Source organism: Metamycoplasma cloacale (assembly GCF_900660735.1).
GTDB classification, from domain to species: domain Bacteria; phylum Bacillota_I; class Bacilli_A; order Mycoplasmatales; family Metamycoplasmataceae; genus Metamycoplasma; species Metamycoplasma cloacale.
Map to the genome: position 1 here is coordinate 301,482 of NZ_LR215049.1, position 12,860 is coordinate 314,341.

General features: G+C 25.1%; 13 protein-coding genes. 10 read left to right on the forward strand and 3 right to left on the reverse strand.

Annotated features, from left to right (window positions below):
* Positions 1-27 precede the first annotated feature (27 nt).
* The 4 genes from EXC28_RS01355 to ligA are packed head-to-tail and all read left to right on the forward strand — an operon-like array spanning position 28 to position 4,747.
* Positions 28-840 carry an energy-coupling factor transporter ATPase gene (locus EXC28_RS01355; RefSeq protein WP_029330254.1) on the forward strand — a complete coding sequence of 271 codons (813 nt, stop codon included), beginning with the start codon at positions 28-30 and terminating at the stop codon, positions 838-840.
* Complete coding sequence (locus EXC28_RS01360) at positions 816-1,814, forward strand: ATP-binding cassette domain-containing protein (RefSeq protein WP_029330252.1); 999 nt, start codon at positions 816-818, stop codon at positions 1,812-1,814. Before EXC28_RS01355 ends, EXC28_RS01360 begins: the two co-directional genes overlap by 25 nt.
* Complete coding sequence (locus EXC28_RS01365) at positions 1,807-2,748, forward strand: energy-coupling factor transporter transmembrane component T family protein (RefSeq protein ID WP_029330250.1); 942 nt, start codon at positions 1,807-1,809, stop codon at positions 2,746-2,748. Before EXC28_RS01360 ends, EXC28_RS01365 begins: the two co-directional genes overlap by 8 nt.
* A 1-nt stretch (position 2,749) precedes the next feature.
* Positions 2,750-4,747 (forward strand): NAD-dependent DNA ligase LigA, encoded by a 1,998-nt coding sequence (gene ligA / locus EXC28_RS01370; RefSeq protein ID WP_029330248.1) that lies wholly within the window; start codon positions 2,750-2,752, stop codon positions 4,745-4,747.
* On the opposite strand, the gene EXC28_RS01375 is transcribed toward ligA, so the two are convergent.
* The 3 genes from EXC28_RS01375 to EXC28_RS01385 form a co-directional block, all read right to left on the reverse strand.
* Complete coding sequence (locus EXC28_RS01375; protein ID WP_084271870.1) at positions 4,729-6,084, reverse strand: MAG0480 family ComEC-like protein; 1,356 nt, start codon at positions 6,082-6,084, stop codon at positions 4,729-4,731. The genes ligA and EXC28_RS01375 overlap by 19 nt on opposite strands.
* Positions 6,009-6,452: an MAG0490 family ComEA-like DNA-binding protein gene (locus tag EXC28_RS05645; RefSeq protein WP_029330245.1), complete on the reverse strand. Its 444-nt coding sequence runs from the start codon at positions 6,450-6,452 to the stop codon at positions 6,009-6,011. The genes EXC28_RS01375 and EXC28_RS05645 overlap by 76 nt, the downstream gene beginning before the upstream one ends.
* Positions 6,453-6,615: 163 nt before the next feature.
* Complete coding sequence (locus EXC28_RS01385) at positions 6,616-7,350, reverse strand: YebC/PmpR family DNA-binding transcriptional regulator (protein ID WP_029330244.1); 735 nt, start codon at positions 7,348-7,350, stop codon at positions 6,616-6,618.
* An 89-nt stretch (positions 7,351-7,439) separates the two neighbouring features.
* On the opposite strand from EXC28_RS01385, the gene holA reads away from it, so the two are divergent.
* The 6 genes from holA to EXC28_RS01415 all read left to right on the forward strand — a co-directional run bounded on the left by holA (position 7,440) and on the right by EXC28_RS01415 (position 12,816).
* Entirely contained in the window at positions 7,440-8,396 is a 957-nt protein-coding gene (holA, locus tag EXC28_RS01390; protein WP_029330243.1) for a DNA polymerase III subunit delta, read from the forward strand.
* Between the two features lie 6 nt (positions 8,397-8,402).
* Complete coding sequence (locus tag EXC28_RS01395; protein WP_029330242.1) at positions 8,403-9,950, forward strand: hypothetical protein; 1,548 nt, start codon at positions 8,403-8,405, stop codon at positions 9,948-9,950.
* A 38-nt stretch (positions 9,951-9,988) separates the two neighbouring features.
* Positions 9,989-10,564: an MHJ_0274 family protein gene (locus EXC28_RS05650; protein WP_051622573.1), complete on the forward strand. Its 576-nt coding sequence runs from the start codon at positions 9,989-9,991 to the stop codon at positions 10,562-10,564.
* A complete protein-coding gene (gene pgsA / locus EXC28_RS05655) occupies positions 10,557-11,462 on the forward strand; it encodes a CDP-diacylglycerol--glycerol-3-phosphate 3-phosphatidyltransferase (RefSeq protein ID WP_084271869.1) in 906 nt (301 codons plus the stop codon). The genes EXC28_RS05650 and pgsA overlap by 8 nt, the downstream gene beginning before the upstream one ends.
* A gap of 130 nt (positions 11,463-11,592) precedes the next feature.
* On the forward strand, positions 11,593-11,745 hold the full coding sequence (gene rpmG / locus EXC28_RS01410) for a 50S ribosomal protein L33 (RefSeq protein WP_029330237.1): 153 nt from the start codon (positions 11,593-11,595) through the stop codon (positions 11,743-11,745).
* A 24-nt stretch (positions 11,746-11,769) separates the two neighbouring features.
* Positions 11,770-12,816, forward strand: coding sequence for an aminopeptidase P family protein (locus tag EXC28_RS01415; RefSeq protein WP_029330235.1), 1,047 nt, complete (start codon positions 11,770-11,772; stop codon positions 12,814-12,816).
* The last annotated feature ends 44 nt before the right edge of the window (positions 12,817-12,860 follow it).

The following is a 12,860-nucleotide window of genomic DNA, read 5'->3' on the forward strand; positions in this document are numbered from 1 at the left end:
TTATTAAAAATATATATAATTTTTTATATGATTGAAATTAGAGACTTATGTTATAAATATCCAGGCGCAAAGAAAAACGCATTAAACAATGTAAATTTAAAAATTGAAGATGGTAAATATGTTGCTATTTTAGGACATAATGGTTCCGGAAAAAGCACTTTTTCTAAATTGTTATCAGCAATTTATAAAGCCTTAAGTGGCAAAATCATTATTGATGATATTGAATTAAATGCAGATAACTTACAAGAAATTAGAAGAAAAATCGGAATCGTTTTCCAAAATCCAGATAACCAATTTATTGGTTCAACTGTTGAAGATGATATTGCCTTTGGATTAGAAAATAAAATGTTAGAACACGAAGAGATGAAAGGAATCATTCATAAATTCGCTACACAAGTTGATATGATTGATTACTTAGATCGTGAACCTCAATATCTTTCAGGAGGACAAAAGCAACGTGTTGCAATTGCCTCTGTTTTAGCTTTAGATCCGCAAATTATTATTTTTGACGAAATAACTTCAATGCTTGATCCAAAAGGTAGAAGCGATATTTATAGCATTATTCATAATTTACATAAAACAACCAATAAAACACTAATTTCAATTACCCATGATATGGACGAAGCTTTACTAGCTGATGAATTGATTGTGTTTTCACAAGGTCAAGTAATTGCTCAAGGAAAACCAATTGATATATTAAAAAATAAAGAGATTATTGAGATTGCAAAAATAGATTCACCTTTTATATACAAATTAAGTGAAACTATTAAAAACATTGAACCAACTTATAATGAAAGGGAATTAATTGATCAACTATGCAAATTGAAGTTACAAAAATAGTTAAAGAATACAACAAGAAATCTCCTAATTACATTAAAGTTTTAAATGAAATATCAGTAAATATCAAAGAAGGTGAAGCAATCTCTATTATTGGTCCAACTGGTTCTGGTAAAACTACATTTATTGAACATTTAAATGGTTTAATCATTCCAGATTCCGGTTATTTAAATTTCTATGAAGTTCCGGTTAAAACTAAATTAGCAAAACCAAGTAAACCATCAAAGAAAAGCGAAAACTACGAACAATATTTAAATGAATACAAGATTAAATTAGCAGAATGAAAACAAAACAAAATTGCAATTGTTAATACCGATATTAAAATTGCTAAAACTATTAAAAGAATTAAAAACATTAAATCTTTAAGAAAACAAGTTGGTGTTGTTTTTCAATTCGCTGAATATCAATTATTTCAATCAACTATTGAGAAAGATATAATTTTTGGTCCTATTTCAATGGGTGTTGATAAACAAACAGCAAAGGAATTAGCTAGAAAATATATAAAAATTGTTGGTTTATCCGAAGATTATCTTGAAAAATCACCATTTAATTTATCAGGCGGACAAAAAAGACGTGTGGCACTTGCCGGTATATTAGCGATGGAACCTAAATTTTTAATTTTAGACGAACCTACTGCTGGATTAGACCCTCAAGGTGTTGAAGAGATGTTAAATATTTTTCACAACTTATATCTAGAAGGTAAGACAATTATTATCGTTACTCACGATTTAGATAATGCTTTAAGATGAACTAATCGTACCATTTTTATCAAAGATGGTCAAATTATTAGAGATGGAAATACATATGAAGTATTAAATGATGATAAATTTCTTGAAGATAATCATTTAATTCCAACAAAATTACTATCATTCGTTAACAAATTAAAAGAAAATGGTATTGATGTTGGTAGAGTAACTAATTTAGATGAGTTGTCAAAAAGATTGAATGAAATATTAAATAAGGAGCATTATGAATAAAAATATTGTCGGTAAATATTTGAACATAAATACTTTTGTTCATAAATTAGATCCTAGGTTGAAATTTTTAACCAATATTTTATTCATTGTATTGCTATTTGTTGCGGATCACTTTATTACAAACTTTATTTTATTAAGTTTAATAATCGTTACTTATTTAATTTCAACTAGATCAATAAAATCTCTCTTTTTAAGATTGAGAATGCCACTTTATATTGCGATCTTTATATTACTAGTCAATATGCTGACAATTAAAGGAGCAATTGCGAGTGATCAACCATTTATTCCTTTAAGCACTAATGGTGGTGTTGATGCATATACCTATTATCGTGGTCAAACTATTATTAACGATATATATTGAGCACCATTTGGTGTAACTAATACTTTCCAATTAACAAAATTTTCATTAATTAGAACCGCTTCAATTTTTGTGAGAATTTATGGTGTTATTTTAACTACAACTATTTTAACAACTACAACAAAACCAGTACATTTAACAAGAGCAATTAATGATTTATTATACCCATTAAAATTAATTAAAATTCCTACAGAGATTATTACTAGAATTATTTCTATTGCCTTAAGATTTATTCCGACATTACTTGAAGAAGCAAGTAGAATTATGAAAGCTCAATCAAGTAGAGGTGTGGATTTCAAAAACGGAAATCTTAAAGATAAAACCAAATCATTTATTGTATTAATTATTCCTTTATTCGTTTCTTCATTTACAAAGGCTAACGATTTATCTGAAGCAATGACCTCAAGAGGTTATGAACCTTATGCTAAAAGAAGTTATTATCGTCAATTATTTGTTGGTTGAAGAGATATGTTAGCTTTATTCATTATCGTTTTATCAGTTTCAATGGTAATCGTTTGTCAAATTGATAGCGTTAATCTACCATGATGATGAATCGCAACATATCAAAGGGTATAAAATGAATAGTAAAGAGATAAAAATTAAACAAGAAATACTTGATCTTCAATCTAAAATCAATGAATGAGATAACGCTTATTACAATCTAGATAATCCCATTGTAGAAGATGCTGTTTATGATAATGAAATTTTACGTTTAAAGAAATTAGAAGAACAATATGCTTATTTATTTACATATGAAGAATTAAAAAATTCACCAACACAAAAAATTAATGCATTTGCTTCTGAAACATTTACTAAAATTCGTCATAACGAACCAATGTTGTCATTAAATAAAGCTTATACATACGAAGAAATTGAAAAATTTATCGCAAAGATTGACAAAATTGCAGTAAATTATAGTTTTTATATTGAACCTAAAATTGATGGGTTGTCAATTTCTATTAAGTATAAAAACGGAAAATTGTGACAAGCAGTTACAAGAGGTGATGGTTTAATAGGAGAAGACGTTACTGAAAACGTTAAACAAATTGAATGCATTCCTAAAGAAATCAATTATTTAAACGATTTAGAAGTTAGGGGAGAAATCTATCTATCTATTTCAGATTTTAATAATTTAAATCGAATGTTAGAATTAGAAAACAAACCTAAAATGGCTAATCCAAGAAACGGCGCAGCTGGCACTTTAAGACAATTAAATCCAGAGATTGTAAAAGAAAGAAAATTATCTGCATTTTTATACTATATCGTTAACCCTGAATTGCATAACATTAAAACAATGACAGAATCTTTTGAATTTCTATCTAAATTAGAATTTCCAATTTCAAAAGAAACAAAAACAGTTTACACTATTGAAGAAATATTTGAATATATCAATAACTTTAAAACTATCAAAACTTCTTTAGATTATGAAACCGATGGTATTGTTATTAAACTAAATGAATTGAAATACTATAACGAATTAGGCTATACAGTTAAATTTCCACATTCAGCAATCGCTTTTAAATATGAACCAGATACAGTTTCAACAACCCTTAAAAACATTTTTGCAACCATTGGAAGAACTGGTTTAGTTACTTATAATGCTGAATTAGAACCAGTTACATTAAGCGGTAGCAGAATATCTTTTGCGACATTAAATAACTATCAATATATATACGATTTAAATTTAAATACCAATGATTTAGTCTACATCAAAAAAGCTGGTGAAATCATTCCTTGTGTTATAAGTTTGGTGAATAAAAAAGAAGAACTTAATGTTTTTAACAAAATCATTACCTGTCCTTATTGTAAAGAATCTTTAATTGATAGTGAAACATTTTTAGAACAATATTGCATTAATCCAAATTGTCCTGAAATTATTAGAAAAAGATTAATTCATTTCGCTTCAAAAGAAGCAATGGAATTAGATACTTTAGGTGAAAAAAACATTGATTTCTTTATAGAAAAAGGTTTTATAAAAAACATCGATGATTTCTTTAGATTAAAAGAAAGAAGTGCTGAATTAACCAATTTAGAAGGTTTTGGTTATAAATCAATAATGAATATTTTAATTTCAATTGAAAAATCAAAAGAACTTTCACTAGAACGTATTATATTTGCTTTTTCGATTAAACATATTGGTGCTAAAGTTTCTAAATTTATTGCATCTAAAGTTGTAAGTTTAGATCAATTCATAGATTTTGATTTTGAGCAACTAACTTCTTATGATGAAATCGGACCAAAAATCGTTTCTTCACTTAAGGAATGATGCAATAACGAACATAATCGTTCATTGGTGACAAGAATTTTAGATTTAGGTGTTAATTTAGTTTATAAATCAAATGCAAAATCTAATATATTAGAGAATTTAACATTCGTTATAACCGGTGAATTATCTCAACCACGTAGTTTTTATGAAAAAATGATTTTAGAAAATGGTGGTAAAATTACTTCATCTGTATCACAAAAAACAAATTATTTATTATGTGGTGAAAAGGCTGGTTCTAAATTAGAAAAAGCACAAAAATTAAACATAAAAATAATTAATGAAAACGAATTTTATGATTTATGTAAGTAGGTTTTATTCCTACTTTTTATTTTATTAATATAGACATATAAGAAATAAAATACGTCAATAAACAATGTATATTCATATAAATGAATAGAATTATGAATTAAAACATTACTTTCATGCAATATATTAATGAATGAATCAAATATGTAAAAATATGCTTCTGACAAAAATTTGCTGTATAAAAATATTGGAATTAAGCAGTATGTAAGAATTAATATTGGTGTAAAAACTAATTGATTGAATAAGCCTAAAACAGATATTTGATTGAATATAGTTATTGATAACAATAAACTTGTTAAATAAGTTAAAAGAATGAAAACAACTTGTTTTAGAATTAAGTTTTTAATTCCCTTTATTAACTGAAGGTGAATTAAGATCATAAAAGTGATAGAGAAAGATAAAATAAAGGATAAATCAAATATTACATAACAATTTAAAGCAATTAAAATGAATGCTGTAAAACACAATATATCAATTGAATTAAATTTCTTTTTAAAAATACCATTATTTATTTTTAATAAATATATGAATAAAAATGCTCTTAATGAAGATATTGAGAAATTTAAGAAATATAGATACATCAAGAGACATACGAAAATAATTATTTCAGTTATATATTTGATTTTTAGCTTATTAAGTAATTTACTTAATATAAAATACAAAATTCCAATATGAAAACCACTAATAACAAACAAATGTGCAATGTTTAATTCTTTGATTTTGTTGTATATTTGAAATCCTAAATTATCTTTAATTCCAAACATTAATAATTTTAAATACGACTTACTATATGTTGAATGAAGATTGAATATCTTATCAAATGAATATATATATTTTGATACCCAGTTGATTTCAGAAATTTTAATTTTAAAAAACGATTTATTTGACAAATCAAAGTAAGTTAAATTATCTTTTAATGAAATAACCCCTTTTATTTTTACAATATCTTGATTGTTAAATTTTTTATCATAGACTGAAAAGAATATAGTCATTGAATGATAATTGATTGAATATAACTTATCTTTTATATGTTTAATTACAAAATGATCATCAACGTTTGGATTGATTTTGCTTAATAAATATTGTTGTATAAAATACGAAGATATAAAAACAATAAAAATAACATAAAGTAATAGATAAAATTTTCAGTTAAATAAGTTAAAGCAAACTAAAACAAAGATTACAATACAAACAACTAAATCGAAGGTATACATTCACATTCAAAAACTTAATAGTGCAACTATGAAACTAAAACAAAAAGAATTTAAATAATTAAAATATTTTTTAATTTGGTTATATTTTTCACACCAATACCATTGATATTTTCAATATCTGATCATTTAATTCTTGTTTTGAGTTTATCATATAGTTTCATTATTTCAGTTGCTACCGTTTTATTAAAACCAAAGTTAATAAAGAAATTTATATCACGAATTTTTGATAATTCAATTTTCTTATTGGGATTAAAAGGAATTCATATTTCTTCATTTTTAGTCAATTTTTGATTTAAATTTAAGTCAACTAAATATGCATTAGAATCTAGTTTTATATCCTTTAATACATTTAAAAGTGTGGTATTTTTCTTTACCTTTATTTCACAATCATTTAAAATAGCTCCATTTAATTTAATGTATATATAATCATTTACTATATTCTTTTTCGGTTTTCTTGCAATATATTGTTTTAAAAAATACGATCCAAGCACCATTGCTGAACCAATTGTAAATAAACTAATTCATAGAATAATTTTCTTTTTCTTAATAATTAATCTCCTTTGTCTATTTTTAGTTTATTTATAAAAAATAAATTTTGACTAAAGATGGGAAAAAATAAAGAAAAAATAGAGAATTAATCTCTATTTTGAAATTTTATTATTCAGTGATACTTGCGTTGTGGAATACTTCTTGAATATCATCATCGTCTTCTAAAAATGTAACAAAAGCATCAATTTGTTCAGCTTTTTCTGCATTTACTTCAACTTCGGTATTTGCGATATATGTAACTTCAGCGGTTGAGTAGTTTTCAATTTTGAATGTTTCATCAATTACTTGTTTTAGATTTGAGAAATCTGAAGGTTGTGAATAGATAATGTATAATCCATCTTCGTTTTTGAAATCAATTGCACCATTATCTAAAGCTACCATCATTACTTCATCTTCTGATGCTAATGAATTGTCAAATTCAATTACTCCTAATTGATCGAACATATACGGAATTGAACCAGATTTACCAAGTTGACCATTGTATTTGTTAAAGTAGTGTTTAATGTTTGAACTTAAACGGTTAAAGTTATCAGTTAAACAGCTAACGATAAATGTAACTCCTCCAAATGCGGTTCCTGAATAGGTGTGTGCTTGGAATGATGCACCTTCTTTATTTCCACCAGCTACTTTTGCTATTGCTTTTTCAATGTTAGCCTTAGGCATTGATTTAGCTTTAGCTTTAGCTACTGCAAGTTTTAAAGCGGGGTTTGAATCAATATCTGGGCCACCTAGTGTTGCAGCAACGATAATTTCTTTAGAGAATTTTTGAAACATTTTTGATCTTTTAGCATCCATTGCTGCTTTATGGTGTTTTGTTGTTGCTCATTTTGAGTGTCCTGACATATTTCCTCCTAATAAATTAACTAATTTATTATATCAAAATTTATTATATAGTCATATTAGATTTGAATGTAATTAAGTATAATAATAGTATGTATTTTATAAAGGGGAATGAAAAATATTTTATTAATGAAAAAATTAATGATTTAATTGAAAAATATAAAAAAGAATTTAACAATGATGTAAAAATTCATGATTTCTATGCAGAAATTAATATGCAAGAGGTTGATGATATTTTAAATTGCAATGATATTTTTACTTTAAATAAATTAGTGATTTTTCGTGATTTAGAATATCTACATAAAACTAAAAATCAAAAAGAAATACTTCATTTCATTGAATTACTAAATAATTTAAGTGAAAATGTTGTGGTGATATTTACTCAATTTATTGAAAAAAACGATCGTAAGTTTCAACCTTCTGATTTATATTATTTTCTAGAAAAACACACAGAAGTTATTGAGGTTAAGAAATTAGACGAAAGATTGTTAATTTCTTATATAAAAAACTACGTTGAAGCGCAAAATAAAACAATCACAAACGATGCAATTATTGAATTAATTGTTCATCTACCAAATGATTTAAGTTTAATTATTAATGAAGTAAATAAATTGTTAATTGAAACGCCAAATATTACACTTCAGACAGTTCAAAATAATAATCTAACTCTTCCTAATGACACAACCTTTGGTTTCATTAATGCTTTTTTAGCATATGAAAATTCAACTGATATTTTAAAAAAATGTTACGAACAGCTAGCTCTTGGTGCATCAGAAACATCAGTAATTAATCAAATTGTTTCTATTTTAGTCAAAGCTCAAACTATATATCTATTGCAACAACAAGACTTTACAACATTAGATATATCAAAGGAAACTAAAATCCATAGTTTTCAGATTAATTTATATACAAAATTTATCAAGAAAATCGGTTATAAAAAAATAGTAGAATTATTAAATTACATTGCAGATATTGACATTGATATCAAAAAAGGGTTAATTGAAGAACAAAACGCTTTAAAATTGATTATATTAACAATTATTAAATAGGTAAATATGTATTTTAAAAATAAGAAACGTATCATTCTATATGAATTGAAATTAAGATATTTTAATCACATTAATAGTTCATCAGCTATTGATGATATTTTAAATTTAAATTCAAAAATTGCATATTTCAATCAAATGAATATCAATGTTGTTTCTGTTAATGATTTCTTTGATACAGAATATCTAGCATTAAATAATCACATAAATTTTCTAAATTCAAACTTTTTAGAAGAATTTCAAACAATTATAGGTAATTTTAAAACAAACAACATTGATTTAGCTGTTACTTTAGATTTAAAATCTATAAGAAATTCATATATGAATTTACAAAACCTTGTTGTTAAGGATGCCGGTATTGAAAATGAATCAAATACCTTTGTTAGAAAAACAATTGATGATTATTTATTAAATACGCAGGAATTTATTCAAAAAAATATAAATAATTTATCTAGCTTTTTAAATAAATTCAATGATTTAATTAGTTTTTATTTTAAATTAGGAATCAATTGTTTTGTATTGGATAATTTTGAATATCTGATTAATGAAACAATTAATGAATCACAATCATACCGTGTATTAGAAGATATTTATAAAACCATTAAACACTATTCAAATGATAATATCGTTATTCTTAAAACAAATTTTGATTGCAATAAAAAATACAATCAGTTTATATATTTTAGTAAAACAATTTGCGATTATTTATATTTAAATTTAGTTAATTCCTTTGGTATTAACAAGAAATTAATGTATGCAAAAGTAAATAAAATTAATTATAAAAATATAAAGAAAAACATACTTCCTTATTTAAAAGATTCGTCTTATATTTTGGGATTAAATAATGATAAATTTGGTAGATTTTTATCTAAATTTGATGTTCTCAAATCTTATACAACCGAATTATATAAAACCTATTTAATGCTAATTAATTCAGGTAAAAATTCAATTGGTTTATATTATGGTGATGAATTGCCTATTTTAGGTGCAAGTATCTATCATGCAAATGATTTAAATGATGATAATTACAACGAAATTAAAAGATATTATGAATCGCGTGGAATTAGCAATAAAAAATATTTTAACAACCGCAAAATCCTAGATTCAATTAATAATAAAACCTATCTTCCTTGAAACAATGATAATTACGTTTCTAATTTCGATTATGATAAAAATAATCGAAACAAAATTTCATTAGATTATGAAAAGTATAATGTAGAAAATCAATTAAATAACCGTAATAGTTTCATTAATTTTATTAAATATTTAAACGAAATTAGATCGAATGATGTTTTAAGTAATTTATTTATTAAAGGTAAACTTACGGTTAAAAAGTCTAAAAATGTAATTAAAATTTATTGAAAATATAAAGAAATTAGAATTGTGTTTCTAATTAATATTGATTGTAAATTTAAACATCTGTGATGAAATTCAATCTATGATGATTGAAATATCATTGCATCAACTTATATTGATAAATTTTATAATTCAATTGTTAATCTACAACCATATGAAAGCATTATTTTATTTAAAAATAAACACAATAATAATAACTAGTTAATAATTTTATATAATTTTTAAATTAAGGAGTAATAATGAACGAATTAGTATTAAAAAATAACTCAACACCGCTTGTTGAGGGTAATCAACCGTTAAATGGATCTGCTAATGTTATCATTTATGTTATTTTAGGAATATTTTTAGCCTTAATTATTGGTTGACTTATTTGAAAAATCGTTAAAAAACAAGTTGTCAAGAAAAAGGAATTAAAGGAAAGAAACAAAAAACAAATTGAAGCTCAAAAGAAATATTACGAATACATTCTATCAATTTGAGAAATTATTGATTATACAAACAAAGAGTTAGATAAATTCGTTGTTTCAATCGGTGATATTAAAATGATTCAAATCAAAGATGGAGCAAGAAAATTAATTAAGAAATTAATTGTTCGTGATGATTTTGCAGAAACATTTGTGAATAATCCACAATATGAAACATTTGTGAATAATGTTGAAAGATTATGTGTTGAAAACTGTAATTTATGAAAGAACAAAATTAATGACATTCTTGTTTTCTTTGAAGAACAATATAAAGCAGTTCCTGATAGTGAAAGAAAATTTGAATACCTAGAATTAGTTAGAAAATCAATTGAGGAACAATTTTATGCCTAGAAGAACAAGAGAACATCGCGCTGCTAGAAAAATGCGTGTTGAAACAAAGAAATTTGGTACAGCAAATTGATTAACAGTAACTAGATTGTTATTAATGATTCCGTTCATTATTATTATGTGTGTTTCATTTAGTTTATTAAGAACTGGAAAAACAGTAGATGATATTGATGCTTCGACATTCTATTACTACATAGAAAACAGCAAACCAATCTTAGCTGGAAGTTATTATAAATTGCATATATCAATTCTTTATTGAATTAATTTAATTATTTTTATTGCTGCAATGATTACTGATTTTGTTGATGGTCATGTTGCGAGAAAAACAAAAACAATATCTGCTTTTGGAAAAATCTTTGATCCAATTGCTGATAAAGTGGCAACAAGCTTGATGTTAATTTATTTAACCATTCTAAATTACACTTTTCTACCTATTGTAATTTTATTCATTATAAGAGATATTATTGTTGATGGTTGCCGTGTATATGCAATTAAAAAAGATATTGAAATTAAAGCAAATATATGAGGAAAAATTAAAACCATCATTGTATCATTTTCCATTGTTGCAATCGCAATTGCTGGCCCATGAGTATACAACGTATTGACAATTAATGAAGAAAACAATCAAAGAATTTGACATTCAACATATTTAATTTATACTAACATTCCATTAATTATTGGATTGTTAATTGCTTGAATTAGTGGCATTATTTATATGAAGAAATACCTAAAAGGTATTACTAATGAATTAGTTAATAAACACGAAATGCTAAACGCTGAAAACGCAATGATTGATGAAACGAAAGCAAATAAAAAAGCTGAAACTTCAGCTGAAATTAAAAAAGAAGAAACTCAAGAAAACGTTGTTAGTGAAACAAGCGAAGATAATTCAAAAGAATAATTTAAAAGAATCATATGATTCTTTTTTTCTTCATTTTTTGCTTTGTTTTTATCTAAAATGACCTAAAATAATTTTTTTCTATATAATTAAAAGTATTAATTTAAATTAATCAATCTATATGGGAGGGATTATGCCAAGAGAAGGTTTAACATTAAGATGTGAAGCTTGCAAAATGGAAAATTACATTACAAAGAAAAATAAAAAATTGCATCCCGATAAAATGGAAGTAACAAAATACTGTTCAAAATGTAATGCTCACACAACTCACAAAGAAAAGAAATAATATTCTTAGGAGACCTATTTTATTATGATAAGAACAAAATTAGACCAAATTTTTGCAGAAACTAAAGTTGATGCAATTATTGCTGAATCACCACAAACAAGACTATGATATTCAGGTGTTCAAACAAGCGATGGGTATCTAGTAATTGAAGCAAATAAAGCACATTTATTTGTTGATGGTAGATATATTGAATATGTAACTAAAAACGCAAGAAATGTTGAAGTACATTTATTGAAACAAAATTCTTTTGCTGAATTTCTTGCAAAGAAAAATTATGCAAAAGTTGCTGTTGAAAAAGATTATTTAAACCTAGAAACATTTGGTTATATTAAACAGTTATTACCTAAAGCTGAATTTATTGAAATTCAAGGGCAATTGTTAAGAATTCACAAAGATGAAGAAGAATACAGTAAAGTAAAAGAAGCTTGTGAATTATCATTACAAGCTTTTGAAGAGTTAAAGAAACTTTTAAAAGAAGATATGACTGAATTAGAAGCTTCAAATAAATTAGGATATTTAATGAGATTGTTTGGCGCTGAAAAAGAATCATTTGATTCAATTATTGCATTCGGTGAAAACGCAGCTGAACCACACCACCACCCAACTAACAGAAAACTACAAAAAGGTGATATTGTTAAAGTTGATTTTGGTGCACAATTCCAAGGTTGAGCAAGCGATATTACTAGAACATTTTTCTTCGGTGGCAAACCTAAAAACCCTGATTTAGCAAAAATTCTTGACGTTGTTATTGAAAGTCAAAGATTAGGTAGAGAAGCAGTTAGACCAGGAATTTCTACTAAAGAAATTGATAAAATCTGCCGTGATTACATTGAACAACAAGGTTATGGACAATATTTCACTCACTCAACAGGCCATGGAGTTGGGATTGATGTACATGAATTACCTGGTGTTGGTAGAGGTAAAAACGACGTAATTTTGGAACCTGGAATGATTATTACCGTTGAACCTGGTATTTATATCGAAGGTTTAGGTGGAGCAAGAATTGAAGATACAATTTTAGTTACAGAAAAAGGTAATTTAGTATTGAGTCGTCCTGAGGATTATAGATAATTAATAAACCCGGAATTTATTAAAAAAATAACAGTTTTAATGCT